The sequence below is a fragment of the Brevundimonas sp. genome, assembly GCF_035627055.1.
Taxonomy (GTDB): Bacteria; Pseudomonadota; Alphaproteobacteria; order Caulobacterales; family Caulobacteraceae; genus Brevundimonas.
Genome location: NZ_DASPMM010000010.1, coordinates 93523 through 112266 on the forward strand (window position 1 = coordinate 93523; position 18744 = coordinate 112266).

General features: G+C 66.4%; 15 protein-coding genes. 10 read left to right on the plus strand and 5 right to left on the minus strand.

Features of this window, described 5'->3' with window-relative positions:
• Positions 1-28: 28 nt before the first annotated feature.
• The 5 genes from VEA98_RS04175 to VEA98_RS04195 all read right to left on the minus strand — a co-directional run bounded on the left by VEA98_RS04175 (position 29) and on the right by VEA98_RS04195 (position 6040).
• Positions 29-1408, minus strand: coding sequence for an O-antigen ligase family protein (locus VEA98_RS04175; protein ID WP_324811218.1), 1380 nt, complete (start codon positions 1406-1408; stop codon positions 29-31).
• Between the two features lie 45 nt (positions 1409-1453).
• Entirely contained in the window at positions 1454-1678 is a 225-nt protein-coding gene (locus VEA98_RS04180; RefSeq protein WP_324811219.1) for a hypothetical protein, read from the minus strand.
• A 131-nt stretch (positions 1679-1809) separates the two neighbouring features.
• The gene (locus VEA98_RS04185; protein ID WP_324811220.1) at positions 1810-3054 is read right to left on the minus strand and encodes a hypothetical protein; all 1245 of its coding nucleotides are present in this window, start codon (positions 3052-3054) and stop codon (positions 1810-1812) included.
• Complete coding sequence (locus VEA98_RS04190) at positions 3051-5312, minus strand: GumC family protein (RefSeq protein ID WP_324811221.1); 2262 nt, start codon at positions 5310-5312, stop codon at positions 3051-3053. Before VEA98_RS04190 ends, VEA98_RS04185 begins: the two co-directional genes overlap by 4 nt.
• A 116-nt stretch (positions 5313-5428) precedes the next feature.
• Entirely contained in the window at positions 5429-6040 is a 612-nt protein-coding gene (locus VEA98_RS04195; RefSeq protein WP_324811222.1) for a polysaccharide biosynthesis/export family protein, read from the minus strand.
• A gap of 503 nt (positions 6041-6543) precedes the next feature.
• Here VEA98_RS04195 and VEA98_RS04200 point away from each other — a divergent pair.
• The 10 genes from VEA98_RS04200 (at position 6544) to VEA98_RS04245 (ending at position 18734) form a co-directional block, all read left to right on the plus strand.
• Positions 6544-8499 carry a nucleoside-diphosphate sugar epimerase/dehydratase gene (locus VEA98_RS04200; protein ID WP_324811223.1) on the plus strand — a complete coding sequence of 652 codons (1956 nt, stop codon included), beginning with the start codon at positions 6544-6546 and terminating at the stop codon, positions 8497-8499.
• Between the two features lie 69 nt (positions 8500-8568).
• On the plus strand, positions 8569-9579 hold the full coding sequence (locus VEA98_RS04205; RefSeq protein WP_324811224.1) for a Gfo/Idh/MocA family oxidoreductase: 1011 nt from the start codon (positions 8569-8571) through the stop codon (positions 9577-9579).
• Complete coding sequence (locus VEA98_RS04210; RefSeq protein WP_324811225.1) at positions 9576-10469, plus strand: DapH/DapD/GlmU-related protein; 894 nt, start codon at positions 9576-9578, stop codon at positions 10467-10469. Before VEA98_RS04205 ends, VEA98_RS04210 begins: the two co-directional genes overlap by 4 nt.
• Before the next feature lie 191 nt (positions 10470-10660).
• Positions 10661-12031, plus strand: a complete 1371-nt coding sequence (locus VEA98_RS04215) for a nucleotide sugar dehydrogenase (protein ID WP_324811226.1) — start codon at positions 10661-10663, stop codon at positions 12029-12031.
• A 32-nt stretch (positions 12032-12063) separates the two neighbouring features.
• Positions 12064-13389 carry an oligosaccharide flippase family protein gene (locus tag VEA98_RS04220; RefSeq protein WP_324811227.1) on the plus strand — a complete coding sequence of 442 codons (1326 nt, stop codon included), beginning with the start codon at positions 12064-12066 and terminating at the stop codon, positions 13387-13389.
• Positions 13390-13401: 12 nt separating this feature from the next.
• A complete protein-coding gene (locus VEA98_RS04225; RefSeq protein WP_324811228.1) occupies positions 13402-14259 on the plus strand; it encodes an FkbM family methyltransferase in 858 nt (285 codons plus the stop codon).
• Positions 14259-15134 (plus strand): glycosyltransferase family 2 protein, encoded by an 876-nt coding sequence (locus VEA98_RS04230; protein ID WP_324811229.1) that lies wholly within the window; start codon positions 14259-14261, stop codon positions 15132-15134. Before VEA98_RS04225 ends, VEA98_RS04230 begins: the two co-directional genes overlap by 1 nt.
• 123 nt (positions 15135-15257) lie before the next feature.
• Positions 15258-16028, plus strand: coding sequence for a sulfotransferase (locus tag VEA98_RS04235; protein ID WP_324811230.1), 771 nt, complete (start codon positions 15258-15260; stop codon positions 16026-16028).
• Positions 16028-17326: an O-antigen ligase family protein gene (locus VEA98_RS04240; RefSeq protein ID WP_324811231.1), complete on the plus strand. Its 1299-nt coding sequence runs from the start codon at positions 16028-16030 to the stop codon at positions 17324-17326. Before VEA98_RS04235 ends, VEA98_RS04240 begins: the two co-directional genes overlap by 1 nt.
• Positions 17327-17450: 124 nt before the next feature.
• Positions 17451-18734: a hypothetical protein gene (locus tag VEA98_RS04245; RefSeq protein ID WP_324811232.1), complete on the plus strand. Its 1284-nt coding sequence runs from the start codon at positions 17451-17453 to the stop codon at positions 18732-18734.
• Positions 18735-18744 lie beyond the last annotated feature (10 nt).

Here is an 18744-nt window from a genome sequence, read left to right on the forward strand (position 1 = left end):
GCGCCGGCGCGGGATCAGCCGTCAGGCGTCAACGACGGGCTGTTGGTTCCACCGCCGCGTCCCGGGCGGGCTGATCGGAGCGGCGGGCCAGTTCGAGCAGGCCGCAGCACAGGGCGAAGACGACGGCCAGGGTCTCTGTCCGCAGCGGGTAGTCGCCCGCCGAGTGCAACAGGAACACGCCGATGGCGATGCTGGCCGCGCGCTGGAGGTCCCGTTCCCGGGACGGCTCGGCCTTCCATGCGCTCGACAGACGCCGTCCGTACCAGACCAGGAAGGCCAAGATCAGTGCGAGCCCCGGCCAGCCGGCCTCCAGCCAGGTTTCGAGGTATTCGTTGTGGGCCTGGTTGAAAAAGGTCCCGTCCAGCTGATCCAGCGGCTCTACCGACCGGTAGACGGCGTCGAAGCTGCCGATTCCCGAGCCGATCGGAAGGTAGGTCTGGGCCGTCTCGGCGACGAGCGGCCAGCGTTCAAAACGGACCTCGGGCTGGGCGTTGGTTTCGAACCGCGCGAGGACGGGGGGCAGGGCCATCACCGAGACGACGGTCAGGGCCGCCGCCGCCGCGCCGACCAGAAGCAGCAAGGCCGGGGCCGGCCGACCTCGGCCTGAAGCGACCCAGGCCGCCAGCAAACTGAACAGAAGCACGGGAACGAACAGGGTCACGCCGGCGCGGGACCGAATGGCCGCGAGCGCGATGACCACCACTCCGACAAACAACGCCGCGGCCCAGAGAGCGACGCCGCGGTCATTGCGGCGCCTCAGGCAGGCGCCGCCCCAGACCGCCGCGAAGGGGAGGGTGGCGACCAGGAAGCCGGCCAGATGGTTCCGGTTGGCGAAAAAGCCGGTGACGGAGCCGGCGCTCGTCGTCTCCCAGGGGTAGAGTTGCTCCCCACCGCTGGCCAGCTGGGCCGCGCCGAGAAGGATGCCGATGAGGGCGGCCGCTAGGCAGAGCCCGACGAGCCGGACCCTTCCTTCCCGCGCCAGGGTCAGTGTGGCCAGAAAGATCGCCACCGGGGGGAGAAGGGCCAGGGCCGAGTCCCAGGTGCGGTCCGGCGCAAGGCTCAGCGGAACCCAGCCGGGGGCGAGGCCCGCGAGCTCCAGGGCCAGAACCATCTGGTCGCGCCCCGGCAGCCCCGTCCACAGGGCGGGCGGAACGGGAAGGAGCTGGATGAGGGGTATGGCGGCCGTGGCGGCCAGAATGCCGAGGGCGAAACGGTGTTCCCGCCAGTCTCCGGTGCGGATCAACCGCCCGGCGGCAACGACCAGAAGCGGCAGCGCGGCGAGTTCGACCAGGGCGAGCCGAAGGGCGTGGTCACGACTGGCGCCGCCGAAGGCAAAAGAAAAGGCCAGCAGGACCATCGACGCTATCGCGACGACATCCCACTGGCCCTTCCAGAACTTGTTCGGCACGCGCTAGGTCAGCAGAAAGCGTACGTAGCGTGAACCAGGGTCAGCTTAATCGCTTTCCGAACCGTCGTCGCTCACGACAGCGATGGTGGCGATGATCACGGCGGTGCCGATCAGGAGAACGGGCAGCGGAACACCGGCCAGTTCGGCGCTGTCGCCGGCCTGGGCGCCCACGCGGTCACCCACGCGAGTGACGGCAGAATTGTTCGCGGCGGCGGCCTGTCCGGCCACAAGCAGCAAGCCCGCCGTGACAGCGGCGATGGTCTTACGCATTCGAAATCCCCTTATCAGATCGTTGGTACGGGCTGACCCGCGACGTATCGAGAATGGGTATAAGCGGCGAAGGTTTCAAAATCAATACGGATTCAACGTCTGCGGTCCTTTTGGAGGGTGGACCGAGGCGTCTACCGCCCCGCCTCTCCGGCGGAAACGATGGAGACCCGGTCGAACCAGGCCGCCGTGAGCGAGCGCTTGTCTCCGGGAGTCCCTTCGAGCCTGAGCCACTGGGCGGGGCAGTTCGCGGGCACGGTGAGGGGGAGGGAGACTGACGTCCAGCCCGTCCCGGTCCCCGGCTCCGCCGGAGACGAGGCGATCAGGCGCTCGCCCGGGAGGCAGGCCACCTTCCAGACGAAGTGGGCGCGGGCGTCGCCCGACTCCTCCCTGACGGCGTAGGTGAGGCGGTATCGCCCCGGCGAAAGGAGAAGCAGCTGCGAGGCGATCCGGGCGCGGTTATAACCGTCGTACTCGATCCGGAGGGCCGGATCCCGGTTCTCGCTGGGTGCGATCTCCGCCACCGCCCCGGCGCGCTGGGCGAGTCGCCACTGGAAGGGTTCAGGCGCTGAGGGGGCGCCAAACTCGCCGTTGGTGACGAGGTCCGACACGGGCGGCCGCTTGAGGCGGTCCCGGACGGTCCGCAGCGCCTCGAACTGCCCCATCTGGAGCAGTTTCATGTAGAGCGGCCGCAACTCCTCGTTGGTGAGCGGCGTCCGCCCCGGCTGCAGCATGACCGCCAGGCTGGCCGCTATCTGAACGCCCTGCGGAGAGGCGTTGAGGCTATCGAAATAGTCCGAACGCCAGGGCGGGCTCGCGGCCAGCAGGCGAGCCAGAACCGGCAGGGACCGCTGCCGGTCTTCCGTTCCCGCCACCGTGAACAGGCGAAACACTTGGGGCTGGATGTCTTCGCGGCGCCGGACCAGCGTGTCGGCGTGGGCGAAGCCGGACGTATAATCACCCTGCCTCAGCCGGTGCTCGATGAGCCAGGCATGGGTCGGGTCGTCTCGCAGGCTCCAGTTGCCCGCCAGCGTCAGGATGTCGTCGGCCTGCGCGTCGCGGCCGGCGTGGGCTTCCGTCAGTCCGACTACGCGCAGCGCCCGGACGTCGAAGGGCGAGCGGCTGAGGGCGCTCCGGCCCAGGGACGCAGCGTTGGCGTCACGCCCCGCCGCCAACTCGGCTTCGGCGGCGCGCCGGAGGACCAGCGGCGAGTCAGGTGATAGCCGGACGGCGACCTCGACCGGCGCCCGCTTGATGAACGGCTGGATGGCGATCTGCCATCCGAGAAGGACGGCGCCGATGATCAGGCCGTAAGAGGCCCACTCGGCGCCGCGGAAGCGCCGCGCCGGAGCACGGGACGCGTCCGCCTTGTCCCTCAAGCCTGGCGCCCCTTCTTGCGGGACCTTTCGCCTTCTTCCTTGTCCCCGTAATTGTAGTCGTAGGCGTAGTCGTAGCCTCCGTACGAGGTCGTCTTGGCGTTGAACTTCGTCAGCACGGCGCCAAGCAGGTGGGCCCGGCCCACCCGGATGCGGCGCAGGGCGCCCCGGGCCTGTCCGCGACGCGTCCCACGGGATTCCAGCACGAACAGCACGCCGTTGACGGCCGCGGCGAGAAGCGGCGCGTCGGCGAAGCCAAGAACAGGCGGGCCGTCGAAGACGACATGGTCAAAGCTGTTTCGGGCCTCCGTGAGGAACAGCCGCAGCCGGTCGCCGCCCCAGAGTTCCGCCGGGTTCGGCGGCAGCGGGCCGCACGGGATGAAGAACAGGTTCTCCTGGTCCGTGCGCTGGACCACGGAGGTCAGCTCGGCGGAGCCGGACAGCAGATTGCTCATGCCGCGCTCGTTCTCGACCCCCACCATGCGGTGCATCGACGGATTGCGCAGATCTCCGTCGACCAGCAACACACGCCGGCCGACACGGGCCAGATTGAGCGCCACGGCATAGGCCGTCGTGGACTTGCCTTCGGCCGGGCGGGCGCTGGTCACCAGCAGGCTGCTGGGAGCCCCGTCAGGCGTCGAGAACTGCAGCGCTGTTCGGAGCGAGTAGTACGCTTCGGAGAACCCGGACCGGATGTCCGCCAGGCTGTCGGTGGTTGTCTGCCCTTTCTCAAGGAGAGGCACTACGCCCAGAACCGACACGCCCAGCTTGGCCTCGACGTCGTCGGGTGTTGCGACCGTCTCGTCCAGCGCTTCCAGAATGAAGGCCGCGAGCAGGCCCAGTCCGAGCCCGAGAAGGGCGGCGAGGGCGATGTTGAGCAGCAGATCGGGCTTCGAGGGCGACGACGGCGCGCGCGCGCGATCGACGATGGAGATGTTGTTGGCGGTGTCGACGCCGGTGACGCCCACCTCCTTGTAGCGCTGCAACAGGCCTTCATAGAGCGTGCGAGTCGTGTCCAGCTCGCGCTGAAGGATGTTGTACTGGATCGACCGGTCACGCAGGTCCAGCACATCACCGGTCAGGCCATTGACCTGCGCCTGGAGCGAACGCTCCTGGTTGGCCGCGATCTCGTACTGGCTCCGGATCGACGTGCGGATGTTGTTGGCGATGGTCTGGATCTGGCCGTCCGCCTCTTCGATCTGGGCGCGCATGCGCACCATTTCCGGATAGTCCGGCTGGAAGATGCTCAGCTTCTGCTGGTACTCGGCGTCCAGGATCGCCCGCTGTTCCGTGAGCCGCTGGACGGTCGGGTTCTGCAGCACTTCGGGCAGGGTCATCAGGCTGGCGCCGCGCGCCGAGCGCCAACGCTCTTCCGCGGCGACGCGAGCGGCGCGGGCCTGGGCGAGCGCGCTGTTCAGCGCGACCAGGTTGTTCGAGGTCAGCGACTGGCTGGAGCCGGACTCGCCGCCTTCGCTGGGCTCTCCGACATTGATGATCTGCTGATTGGCGGCATAAGCCACCAACTGGCGTTCCGCGGATTCGAGACGCCCCTTGGTCTGGGCGATCCGCTCTTCCAGGAATTCCCGGGCGTAGGCGGAGCTTTCGAATTTCCGATCGAGGTTGGCCTGGATGAAATTCTCGGCGAAGCCGTTGGCGATCCGGGCCGCCACGACCGGATTGGGGTTGTCATAGCCGATGGTGACCAGACGCGAACCGCGGACGGGCGAAACGCTGAGATTCTCCTGGAGCGCCTTGAGAGCGGCCGCGCGCCGCCGCGCCGCCTGCACCGCAGCCGTTCCACCGGGCGCCGGCGCCTCCACGCCGATCTCTTCAAGCGCATCATTGGAGCTGGCCAGGCCGAGGCTCTCGATGACCCGCTCGGCCAACGACCGGCTGCGAAGCAGCCCGTACTGGGTCTGGAAGAACTCCTCGCCCTGCATCATGTTCTCGCGAGGCGCGACCCCCTCGGCGTCGAAGACGCGCGCCGCCTCGCGATCGATCTGCAGCGTGGCCTGCGCGGTGTAGACGGGCGTCATCAACAGAGTGATGGCGGCGCCGACGACGAGGGCGGCGAGGAAGCAGCCGAGGATCAGGAAGCGGTACTTCAGCGCAAGCCGCCAGTAGGCCGCCAGATCAACCGGCGCCTGGTCCTCGGTCCGGTCGCCTCGGCCCAGGGCGGCGCCCGTCGCGGTGTCCGGGATAAATCCCGCGTTCTGAGGACGCTGGCCGCGCTCGTCAGCGAAGTGATTGTCGCCCAGCATTTCTGGTATCCGTCAAAATGTTGCGGCTGCAACCGCATGATATCCAGCGGGCTGATATCGCACTGCCCGCAATCGCGCACACGAAATTCGAGAACTCGCCCCGCCTGGGCCGCCTTCTAGAAGAAGCGGAAGACCGCCAATGCGGGCACCGCGTTGACGATTTCCCTGAGTGCAGAACTCAGGCGGGAGGCGTCGACGACGATGACGTCGTCGCCCAGAACCTGTGGATCCGACGCACGTCCTTGTCGGATCGCCGCAAGGTCAAACAGGGCGACCGAGCGCCGTCCATCGATCGTGCGGAAAACGGCGACCTTCGTCAGGTCGGCGATCTGGGTCGGTCCCTCCGCCATCGCCACGGCCTGCAGCAGGGAGGTCGAGCCCCGCATTTCGTAGACGCCGGGCTTGGTCACCGCGCCGTCCACCGTGATCTTCTGGCTGGCTGCTTCGGTGACGGTCACCGTCACCTGCGGGTCGCGAAGGTACTGGGCGGCGAGCCGTTCGGCGATGTCGGCCGACATTTCGCCGGGGGTCCGTCCGCTTCCGCGGACCGCGCCGATGAGGGGCATCTGGACGTTGCCGGAGGTATCGACCACCAGGTCCTCGAAGGACAGGTCGGGCACCTGGAAAACCCGAACATTGACCTTGTCGCCGACGCCGATGCGGTATTCAGAGTCCACCGCTACCGCGACCGGGTCCGAATGCATGTCCACCGCTTGGGCGGCGGTCATGCTTGCGACGTCCATTCTGGGCCCGCCACACGCACAAAGTGCAAGGCTGGCGAGGAGCGGAAGCAGACAAGAAATGCGCATCAGGCGACAATACCTCAGACTATCGACCCCGTCTCAGGACGGCGGGAGCGTTCGCGTCGAGGCGTTGTCCAGCACAAGGCGCGAGCGGTCAACCTCGGTCAAGTGGCCGGGCCTCAAAGAATAAAGATGTGACGCCGGAGCTTGAGAGCGATCGCCGGCCCGGGGCGCGCCACAAGCCGCGAGGGCGACACCAACATGCCTCCGAGGGGTTTGCGGTTGCAATCCGATATGGAACGGTCTCTTGAACAATTGCGCTGAATTAGTGTGGCGGGCGGCGCTGCTCATCATGCGGTCACTTGACCAGCCGTGTCATGTAGTTGCCAAAGGTAGTGGCGTCTGCCAGAGGGCGCAGCCTGTTTGCACAAGCCGGGGTTGGGTTTGAGCCTTACGCACGAGATTATGGGCCGGACCGGCGGACATTCATGATGGGGAACACCAAAACGGCGCGAGCCAGGCTGACCCTGGCGTGGACGGCGAAATTCTGCCTTCACATCAGCCTGCTGTTTGTGGGCCTGGTGCTCGCCTATGAGTTGCGGCGGGCGTTGCCGCTGGAATGGTGGGTCACCAGCCCCGATGCAGTCCGCGTCCTGAGATGGGCGGGGCTTTACGCCCTCATCGGCGCCGGCGTCGAACTGGTGTTCCAGTCGGAACGATCGGCTTGGCGCTTCGCCTCCATGCGGGAAGTGATCGGCCTCGTTCGCAACGTCACGGTCACGTCCGGCCTATTCCTCGGGGTGATTTTCTTCCTGGATCGCGGTCTTCAACTGCCCCGGTCCGTTCTTCCTCTGACCTGGCTCGTCAGCATCGCCCTGCTCGTGGGGTTCCGGATGGCGTGGCGACTGCCGCACGATCCAGGCCTCGCCGCCCATTTCCTGCCGAGCTGGTGGCCGCGTCCCCAGTCGGACCGGACCCCGATGCTGATCGTGGGGCCGATGTCAGGGGCCGACCGGCAGATACGGCTCATCCAGGGCGACGAGAAGACGCCCTACCAGATCATCGGGGTCGTCACGCCGCATCGCGAGGAAGTCGGTCTTCGGCTGCACGGCGTCCCGTTTATCAGCGACCTGAAAACCTGGGTTCCGGCCCAGAGCGGCTTGACCGTACGAGGGGTCAGGCCGCACGCAATCGTCTTCCTCGACGACCCGGTCCAGGCTTACGGTTTCTCGACGGAGCGCATTGGCGAACTGCGGCGCGCCGGGCACCGGCTCCTCAAGCCCCAGAGCCTGGCGGAGATCGATGGATCCGACGGGGCCGCACAGAAGCTGGAGGAAATTCCTCTTGAGGATTTCCTGCCCAGGAAGCCGATTTCGCTTGATGCGACGCCGGTGCGCAATCTGATCGCGGGACGCCGGGTGCTGGTCACCGGGGCCGGGGGAAGCATCGGCTCGGAAATATGCCGCCAGTTGCTGTCGTTCGGATGTTCACACCTCAGCATGGTGGACCATTCGGAATTTCTGCTGTTCGAGATCGACCGGGAACTGGCGGGTGTGAACCCCGCCGCTTCCCGCCGCGCCATTCTGGCGAATGTGCGCGATGAAACGCGCATCCGGGAAGTGTTCGCCGCGGAACGCCCGGACATCGTGTTCCACGCGGCCGCCCTGAAACATGTCACCCTCGTCGAGAACAACCCGGCGGAAGGCGTGTTGACCAATGTGCTGGGCACCTGGAACGTGATGCGGGCCGCCGTGGCCGCCGATGCCGACCAGTTCGTACTGATCTCCACCGACAAGGCGGTCGACCCGACCAATGTCATGGGGGCCACCAAGCGCATCGCCGAAGCTCTCCTGGAGACCGCGCCGGAGGGCCGGACGCGCTTGGCGGCGGTGCGTTTCGGCAATGTCCTGGGTTCCGCCGGCTCCGTCGTTCCCATCTTCCGGGATCAGATCGCCCGCGGCGGTCCGGTGACAGTGACCCACCCGGATGTGAACCGCTACTTCATGACGATCCCGGAGGCGGTGCAGCTGGTGTTGCACAGCACAGCGGTCAAGGCCGCCCGCGCCGGGGCCGGGCCTTCCAAATTCCTGCTCGAAATGGGCGAACCCGTGAAGATCGCCGATCTGGCCCGTCAGATGATCGAGCTGTCGGGCAAAAGGCCGGACATCGATATCGCGATCGAATACACCGGCCTGAAGAAGGGTGAAAAGATCGCCGAGGAGTTGGCCGACGCCGGTGAAGACACCAGGCCCGGCATCGAGGGCATCCTCGAGGTGCTGAGCGATTTCCGCGGCGTCGACACCGCCCTCTTGGATGAGCTCATCGCGACGGCCCGCGGCGGCCGGGACCGGGACGTCGCGGCCCAGTTGTCCGCGATTGTTCAGGATATTCGCGGTCGGCTGCTGACGCCCGTCGACGATGATCAGCGGCGGGTGGCGCCATGAGCCGCGCATTTTTGAGCCGTTTCGACGCCGTCGAACGGCGCCGGTCCTTCACGAACAGAGACTAGTCCGATGAATCCTTCTCATGGCGAGCCCGCTCCCCGGGCCTCGGACGCTCCGCCACGCACGGCTCTCATCGGTTGCGGCCGGTGGGGCCGCAATATCGCCCGCGTGCTGTCGCGCCTGGGCGCCCTGGAGGTGATCGTCGATCCGGCCGCTGACGCTCTTGCGGCCTACGCTGCAGAACTGGGGGTGCGGGTGACCTCAGATCTCGACGAAGCCTTCGCCGAAGGCATCGACGCCATCGCCATCGCCGCCCCCGCGGTCGACCACGCCCGGCTGATCCTGATGGCCCTCGAGGCCGGCAAGCCGGTCTTTGTCGAAAAGCCTCTGGCGCTCGAACTCGGCGACGCCGAACACGCGGCCACGGTGGCTGCCGAAAAGGGCCTGACCTTGATGGTCGGCCATTTGCTTCAGTATCATCCGGCCTTCGTCACCCTCAAGCGACTGGTCGCCGAGGGAGCGATCGGCGAGTTGCGGCACATCACTTCGCACCGGTTGAATCCGGGCGCCATCCGGACCGAGGAAAATGCCTTGTGGAGCATGGCGCCCCACGACTTCTCCATGGTTCTGGCCCTGACCGGAGAAGAGCCGACCGCCGTTTCGACCTTGCCCGTCAAGGTCGTCAATCCGGCTATCCCGGACCAGTATTTCGTCCAGATGCGCTTTGAAAACGGGCCAACGGCCCAGGTCAACGTCTCGTGGCTTTCCCCCTACAAGGAGCATAAGCTCACCGTGCTCGGGACCAGGGGGGCTCTCGTGTTCGAGGACACCGCCACGGATCGGTCCCGCAAGCTCGTCCTCTACCGGAATTATGTCGATGCGTCGGGTGGGGCTCCCCGGTTCGTAAAGGGCGACGGCGAGCCGGTTGATTTCCCCGGTGACGAGCCGCTGGAGGCCGAACTGGGCGTCTTCCTCAACGCGGCGGTCGGCAAGGCGGAGACGCGGACCGGGCCGGCCGAGGCCATTCCGGTTCTGCGGCTCCTTCGGCGGGCCGAGGCCGCGGCTGAAAGGGACGCATGACTCATCGCCTTTCCCAGTTTGCAGAGGCGGCGGGCTTCACGGTCCTTCGCGACGGCGCGTTCGAGCTCACAGGCAAGCTGTCCACGCCGCTGACCGGGCTATGCGTGCCGTTGCGCGCCGCAAAATACGCCGACGAGGTGAATTCCAACCCGCGGGTCGCCGCCGTCATCACCACCGCCGGGATCGCCGAGGCCCTGGATGCGCGTTTCGCTGTCGCTCTCGCCGAACAGCCCGATGTCGCCCATGCCGAACTGCACGCCTGTCTGGCGAAACTGCACGAAGCGGCCATGCGGGCGCGGCCGAACAAAATCGACTCGAGTGCGGTCATCGATTCGTCGGCCCGCATCGCTGACCACGGCGTCGAGATCGGCGCAAACGTCCGCATCGGCGCCCATGTGACCCTGGCGCCGGGGGTTTCGGTGGAGGAAAACTGCGTCCTTCACCCCGGCGTAAGCCTGGGGGTGCCGGGCTTCAATTCGGGCCTGATCGGCGGTCGTCAGCGCATCATTCCCCAGCTGGGAGGCGTGCGGTTGAGGCCTTGGGTGGAACTGCTGTCCAATGTCTGCGTGGCGCGGGCCCTGTTCGGCGGCGAGACCACGCTGGGCGAAGAAACCCTCGCCGACAATCTGGTCTATATCGCCCATGATGTTCAGATCGGCCGTCGGGTGCAGATCTGCGCCCACGCCAACATCCTGGGCCGCGTCGAGATCGGCGACGGCGCCTATATCGGTCCGTCGGCGGTTATCGTGAATGGAGCCCGGATCGGGGAAAAGGCCAAGGTCAGCCTCGGTGCAGTGGTGACCCGCGACGTGCCGGCGGGCGCCGTGGTCACCGGCAATTTCGCGGTTCCCCACGATCGCTTCCTGTCGCACCTTCGCCGTATCCGCTAACAGGGGCCTTGATGCACTTCGACGAGTTGGAAACCCGGCATGCACCCCTTCGGGCGCCTCTCGACACGCACTCGCGCGGCGTCCAGAGCTTGCCTGCGCATCTCCATGCGACCCCAGCGGAAAACGACCCTGTGTGCGAAGCGGTGGCCGGCGCCTACGCGCTCGTCCAGGCCTGAGCGGAATTCTGATTTATGACCGATACTCTCGACCGCGCTAAAACCGGAACGGTCCATCAGGCCGTCGATGACCTGCTGTCCCGGCTGGAAGGCCGCGACGCCCTGCTCGGGATCATCGGCCTGGGCTATGTCGGCCTGCCGCTGTCCGCCGCCGCCCACCGCGCCGGTTTCCGGGTGATTGGCTTCGATGTCGACGAGAGCAAGATTTCGCAGCTGATGGCGGGCCGGAGTCCCGTCGGCACCGTTCCGGACCCGGTGGTGGAAGGCATGCGCGCGGATGGCCGTTTCAGCGCGACCTCCGACGTTCAGAGGCTTCGCGAGGCGGACGCCTTGATCATCTGCGTTCCCACGCCGATCGACCGCCACCGGAACCCGGACCTTTCCTATGTGGTGGCCACCGCGGAGATGATCGCGACCGTCCTGCGGCCAGGTCAGATCGTCGTCCTCGAGTCCACGACCTGGCCTGGAACGACGGACGAGGTCGTCAAACCGATCCTGGAGACCACCGGCCTCGCCGCGGGCGTGGAGTTTCTGCTCGCCTACTCCCCCGAACGGGAAGACCCGGGCAATCCGAACTTCGAGACGTCCACGATCCCACGGGTCGTCGGCGCCGACGACGACCATTCGCGGCGCGGCGCCGAACTGATCTACGGAGCGATCGTCGAACGCATCGTTCCGGTCTCCTCGACACGCACGGCCGAGGCCGTGAAGCTCACCGAGAACATCTATCGCGCCGTCAACATCGCCCTGGTGAACGAACTGAAGCTCATCTACGGCAAGATGGGCATCAACATCTGGGAGGTGATCGACGCCGCCAAGTCCAAGCCCTTCGGCTTCCAGGCGTTCTATCCGGGGCCGGGCCTCGGCGGACACTGTATCCCGATCGATCCCTTCTACCTCACCTGGAAGGCGCGGGAGTTCGAGGTTCCCACCCGGTTCATCGAACTGGCCGGCGAGGTCAACGCGGACGCCCCGCGCGAGGTGCTGAACGCCCTGCTGCTCGCCATGGGCAGCCGTTTGAGAAAGAGCCTCGCCGGGTCGCGCATCCTGCTCCTCGGTCTCGCCTACAAGAAGAACGTCGACGACATGCGCGAAAGCCCGTCGCTGAAGATCCTCGAGGAATTGGAGGCGATGGGCGCGCAGGTCGAATATTTCGACCCCCACATCCCCGTCATCCCCCGGACCCGCGAGCACGCCGCCCTGGCGGACCGGCGGGGCATCGATTGGAGCGCGGAAACGCTGGCCGGTTTCGATGCGGCGCTGATCTGCACTGACCACGACAACGTCGACTATCAGCAGCTGGTGGATCAGATCCCCCTGGTGGTGGACTCGCGCAACGCCACGCGGGGGGTCACGCGGAACATGGACCGGGTCGTCCTCGCGTGACGCCTGCTCCGTTCAAGAGGCGGGCGGAGTAAATGGGCGCGCCCGGTCGGCTGGCCGCTGCCTGGCGTAACGGAGTGGTTGCGGCGGGGAGATTGCAGCGCAGCAGCTTTCTCCGTTCGGTCGCGAAGCTGATGAGCGCGTCCGCCCTGGGTCAGCTGACCCTTCTGGCGGCGGTGCCTGTCTTGACCCGGCTGTATGGACCGGCCGCGTTCGCGATCTATGCGGTCTCGTCCGCGGTCAGCATCTGGGCCGCGGTGGCGGCGTCCGGGCGCTACAGCTTCGCCATCGTCACAGCCGACTCCGACGAGGAATCGGCCGCGGCCACCGCCCTGTCCTTGTGGGTGACGCTGGGTTTCCTGGCGTGTCTACTGATCGCGGCGGGAGTCTGGATGGCGTTTGGCCATGCCGCCGCCTGGGCGGGCGGCGAGTATCTGACGCCGGACGTCCTGGTCTGGACTGTGCTCGGAGCCATCGCGCTGGGCCTGACCGACATCGGCGCGAAATGGTCGGTGCGCCGGGCCCGGTTCGACATTCTCGGCTGGGCCAGTTTCGCCGGGTCCGCGCTCATCGTCCTGTTGCAGATCGGCATTGGCCTAGCCATCCCTGCCTGGGGACTGTTCGGGCTTGTCATGGGCCAGGCGCTCGGACGCCTCCTGGCGACGCCGATTTTTCTGCTGACGGACTTCCAGGGCTTGCGCGCCGGCCTGAAATCGAGCCGGCGGCAAATGCTCGCCGTGGCGAGACGCTACTGGCGCCTGCCCGCCTACTCGGTCCCGTCAGGCTTCGTGAACCAGACCAGCAAGCAATTGCCAGCCCTGGCCTTTCCCGTCCTCGGCGCGAGCGTTCTCGGCCACTACGCCCTCTGCGTCCGGGTGCTTCGGGGCCCTCTGAGCTTCGTGTCCGAAGCTGTGGGTCACGTATTCTTCAGCAGATTTACACAACTGCGGTTCGAGAACGATCGGGCAGGAAGGCTTTATGTCAAGAGCCTCGCCGGGTTGTTTGCACTCTCGGTGCCGGTTTCGGTCATTATAATACTGTTCGGGCCGCCGTTGTTTGCCTTCGCTTTTGGTGAAGAGTGGAGAGAGGCGGGCCACTATGCGAAGCTTCTCCTTCCATTGATAATCGCCGAATTTATGGTTGGGCCGACCGCCAACGTTCTTCAATCATACAATCGGCAGGGGCTGTTGTTCGCCTGGACCCTGTGGACTGCCGCATCGACATTGTTGGCGCTTCTGATTGTATTGCCCCTGCGCAATCCTGAGCTGGCGATTGCGACCTACTCTGTTGTATCGTTTGGCAATTATTTCATCTATGCGTTGATTTGCTTCTATGTCATTAGGGCAAGACGCACCTTCTAACCGGACGGGGATATGTCAACACAGGCCTCATCGCAGAGAAGCCCGTTAGGGCGGCAACTCAGGGCGGCCTTCCGGGGCGCTCCTCCAGGCGTGCGGCGTCTTGCCCGCCAGATCTGGACGCTCGGGCTGCGGGCCCGGACGGGTGGGCGCGTGATGCTCGATTGCGGGGCGCCGGACCACCAGTCGGTGATCATCTGCTTCGATGATCTCGATCATTTCCGCGGCGTGCGGCGTCTTTGGCGCTACGAACGTGAGTTCACCGACACCTTCCTCGAGGAGGCGCGAAAGGCGACGGTCGTCTACGACATCGGCGCCAACGTGGGCATCTATTCGTTGATGGCGGCGAAGGTGAACCCCAGGGCGGAGATCATCGCCTTCGAGCCGGAACCCCACCTCACCCAGCTCGTCGAGCGCAGCGCGCGGGCGAACGGCTTCGCCAATATCGAGGTCAAGCGGATCTGCCTTGGCGACGCCGACGGCGAGGTCCAGCTCTCCCTCGCCGGCGTATCCGGACACCACGTCGCCGTGGCCGGGGAAGGCAAGGCGATCACCACGCCTGTCGCGCGACTCGACAGTCTGATCAGCCGGGGCGAAATCGCGCCTCCCGATCTGATCAAGATCGACGCCGAGGGATACGAGTTCAAGATTCTCAGCGGTCTCGGCGACATGCTGGCGCGCCATCAGCCCCGGATCGTGATCGAGGTCCACGAACACTTCATGCAGCGATACGGCGACTCGTTCGACGGCCTCAAGGCGTTGATGCGAAAGGCGGGCTACGAGGGTGTGCTGCTCCGCAAGCCTGCCGCCGGCGAGGCGGAAGACGTCCACCGTCAGTCGCACTACCTCTTCGCGCCCCAGCGGCGAGCGTGATGCCCGCGCGACGTCTGGTATCGGTAATCATCCCGACGCGGAACCGCGCCGGGATGCTCCCGCGCGCGGTGGGCAGCGTGCGCGCCCAGACTCACCGCGAGCTGGAGATCATCATCGTTGACGATGCGTCGACCGACGACACGCCCGACGTGGTCGCGGCGATGGCCGCCGAAGACCCAAGAATCCGCTCCTTGCGCAATCCCGAGGCCCTGCAGAACGCCGCGCGCAACATCGGGATGGAGGCGGCCAGGGGCGAGGTGCTCGCCTTCCTTGATGACGACGACTACTGGGCGCCCCAGAAGCTGGAACGGCAACTGCCGTCGCTGGGCGCCTATTCTCTCGTCGGGTGTCTCGCGGGGCGGAACGCCCTTGCGGACGAGGCGGTGTTCACCGGACCGCCGGTCGTCGTGCCCCAGACCCTGGAAGACATCTATTGGGACAACCGCGGCTTCAGTCCGTCCAAATTCATCTGCTTCCGTGAGCAACTGCAGGCCATCGGCGGTTTTGATCCGGACCTTCCGGGAGCGACCGGCATCGACCTGACGGCCAACATGATCGCGCGGTGGGGCCCTGCCTGCTATCTGGCCGAGAACCTGGTGGTGCAGTTTACGCAGCATGGCCAGCCCCGGATCAGCGGGTCCGCGCGCTGGCTGGTCGGCTGCGAGCGGGAACTGGAGAAGAACCGCGCGCTGCGGACGGAAGCCCAGCTTCACGTGCGTCGGGCGCAAATCGAGATCATGAAGCTTCGCCTCGCCCGGTCGCCAGGCGCGCGGCTCAAGCACGCCTGTGGGGCGCTTCGCGAGTTCCGCCCATCCGCCGCGCGTCGCCATCTCCGCGTTTATCGCAACTATGTGGCCGGCCTTCTCTGGCGCTGAGATCAGGACGGTCAGATCCCAATGCTGCGACTTGCGAAAAAACTCCTGCTGCTGAACCGGGACGCCGTCCGCCGGCACGCGGAGCGGCGCGCCGGGATGGATCACACCCCGACCCCGGAAGCGGTGCTTGAGCAGGAGGCGGTGTTCGTTCTCTCGACCGGGCGGTGCGGGACCGAGCTCCTGACGCACCTGTTCGAGCTTGTGCCTGGAACCCTGCCGGTTCACCGGCCGGAGCCAGAACTGGCCTATGCTTCGAAGGTCGCATACGGCCTCGCGCGGCAGGGCGACGCCGACGATGTCATTCAGAAAATGATTCTCGCCGGCCGATTCGAGATACTGCTCGAGAGCCACATCCGCCGGCGCCGCTATATCGAGACGAACAACCGCATCACCTTCTTCGCCCCCGCCATCGCCGCGCTGATGCCGAACGCGAGATTCATCCATCTCGTACGGGATGCGGAGGCGTTCGTCCGCAGCGGCGTGAGGCGCGAATACTACTCCGGCGTTCCGACCGACCTGGGCCGGATCGTCCCGACGGCGGGCCGCGATGCGGCGGATTGGCCCACGCTTTCGGCCATCGGTCGCTGCGCCTGGCTGTGGTCCGAGACCAACCTGTACATCGACGCGTTTCGACGGAGCCTTGCCCGCCCCGAGCGGTTCACCGCCGTGCGGTCTTCCGAGCTCTATTCAGACCCGGCCGCGACCGCCGACCTCGTCCGGTTCTGCGGGCTGCAGGCCCCGTCGCCGGAGGCGATCGCCCGGCTGCAGAGTCACAAGGCCAACGAACAACTGCGCGGTCCTGACCCGGGCCCCATGACGGCCTGGTCGGAGTCAGACCAGGCGCAGTTCCGCCGCTTCGTTGAGCGGTTCGGTGGGGCGGGCGGAGGCGGATGATGTCGATCGTGCAACCGCAAAGGCGGCTCGCCCCTCCCGGCGAATTCGACGAAAAGGCCTTCCGGCTGGGCATTCGGGACATCGTCAGTCTCGAAGGCGCCCTGGCCTTCTTCTTCTTCGTGGGCGCGTTCAAGACGGAGGGCACCGAGGGGTTCGTCTTCTCCCTCACGGATCCGACCGTCGTGTCCTGGGTTCTGGTTACGGTCATGGCCGCCGGCAGGCTGGCCACCCGGGCAGGGGCTCCGCTCGTCTACCAGGCCAAATACCTGCTCGTGCACTTGTTTGCGGCGGGCATCATCGGCGCCTCGTCGATCTTCCTCGGCGGCGCCGAAGAAAAATTCTACCTGTATTTCGCCTTCAATCTCTACTCGATCGTCATAGGAATTTTCCTGGTCGACAGCCGGGAAAAGGTTTGGCGTTTCGGCAAGGCGTGCATGCTGGTCGCCTTCGTCGCGATCCTGTTCTCGTTGTTCGACTTCGCATCAAACCGCGTCACTGAACGGGCGCTGCTCGGCGCGGAGGGATATCAATGGGTGTCCCGCGCCGCCTTCATGTCCGCCACCATCGCGGCGGGGATGTTCGTGTACGACCACCGCACCAGACGGCGGGTCGTCTATTTCCTCATCGCCATCCTCGGGCTGTACACCCTGCTTCTGAGCGGCGGGCGGCAAGGCGTGCTGGCGCTGGCGATCGGACTGGTGATGATCGCCCTGACCGCTGCACGCGGGCGGGTCCGGGCGCGGATATTCGCCGGCGCCGTCGTCCTGTCTGTGGCCATAGGGGCGGCGTACTTTCTCATCGCTTCGGACATCGTTCCGATCTGGAGCCTGCCGCGCGGGGTCCAGCGTATCTGGCTGACCGTGACCGGCGGGTACGAAAACAGCCGCCTGCCGCTCTATCTGGAAGGTCTGAGAATCTGGTTCGAGAACCCGGTGATCGGCGCGGGGTGGGGCCGCTTCGCCGCTGAATCCACGCTGATCTACTACCGCCATCCGCACAATGTTTTCATCGAGGTCCTGTCGGAGCTTGGTCTGGTGGGCGCAGCGGTCTTCGCCTTCATATTCGGCTGGCCCATGGTCAGGTCGATCGGGGCGCTCGTGGCGGGCAAGGACCAGATCCTGTCCATCATGTTCGCGACCACGATCGGCTTGCTGGGCGCGATCCTGACCAGCGGCGACATCGTCGGCAACCGCCTGTTCTTCTTCCTGCTCGTGATGTTGCTGCACCTGACGTTCCGCCGGGCGGTCATCTTCCGGCCGGGGGCGCCGTCAGCCGCAATCCGCCCGACGCCGTCATGACCCTGCACGGGCACGGACCCGCCGGCCGGGTTCCGGACCGGCGGAGCTGCGCCGCCGGGGCTCGTGCGGGCTCCGAAGGGAGCGCTCACGCCCGGACGCGCGCGCGCTCCACCCAGGGGTGGCGATGGTAGGGCTCAGCGTCTCTTCCGCTGTCGTCGATCTGACCCCCGACCATGCCGCGGATCTGGGCGGTTTCGCCATCGGGCCGCGGAAGTCGACCGAGGTTCACAGCCGTCTGGAAGCCAACATTGTCGCTTTCTCGGACGGCGAGCGGATCGTCGTCCTGGCGTCGCTCGACCTCCTCTTCGTGGGGCGCGAGCTCAGGATCGCGATCGAATCGGCGGCGAAGGAGGCGTTCGGCGTCGAGCCGGATCAGGTCATCACCCTGGCCTCCCATACGCACTACGCCCCCATGCTGGATCGCCTCAAGCCGAGGCTTGGCGACCTCGACGAAACCGCGCTCGGGCACTGGTGTTCGGCGCTGACGTCCGCCTTCGCCGGAATGTCCCGGCCGACCGGTTGCAATGCGGTTCGGCGGGGAACGGGGGAAAGTTTCGCCGCGACCAACAGACGGCTCCGCTGGCCATGGCCGACGGCGGCGCGTGTGCTCGGCCGGAAGCGCGGCGATGTCTACATGGCGGACAATCCGGACGGCCCTGCGGACCGCTCCATCCGGGTCTGGGCCTGGACCAGCGCCGGAAGGCCGTTGGCCGTTCTCTGGGCGTTCGCCTGTCACCCGACGGGCTTTCCCGGCCGCAACACGGTTTCGGCGGAGTTCCCGGGGGTGGTTCGGCAGGCTCTTCGGGAGGCGTTCGGCGCCGACTTGGCGGTCCTCTATGCGCCGACCTGCATGGGGGATGTGAGGCCGCGGACGGGGGCCCGCGGAACCGGTGTCCGGCAGGCCCTTGATCTCGCGCTCTACGGTCCGCGCCCCCGTCCTTTCAGCCGTCCTGAATGGGAGGCCTGGTCAGGGTCGCTCGCTCGCGAGGTTCTCGCCGCGATAGCCGACAAGGCCGACGAGCCGATCGGGAGCGCCCGGATCGGCTCGACGGAGGTCGCGATCCCCATCGCCCGTCTCGTCGAGGGGCGATGCCCGACCGAAGACATGATCTGCAAGGGCGTCTCTCTGCCCGGCCTCGGCCGGATCGTCACACTGAGTTGTGAGCCGGTCTCCGAGGTCGCGCCTCTGATCGGCGCCGGGGCTGACCTCGTCGCCGGCTACGAGGGCGATGTGTTCGGCTATCTCCCCGTCGACCGGATGATCGCGGAGGGCGGCTATGAGGCGGGCGGGTATTTCCCCGCATTTGGGATGACGGGAAAGCTCAAACCGGGCATTGACAAGCTTCTGCGGGAAACCGGGGAGCGTCTGGCTGCCGGCCTTGCCTCTGGCCACCAGGGGTCTCGCTAGAATTCGCTGG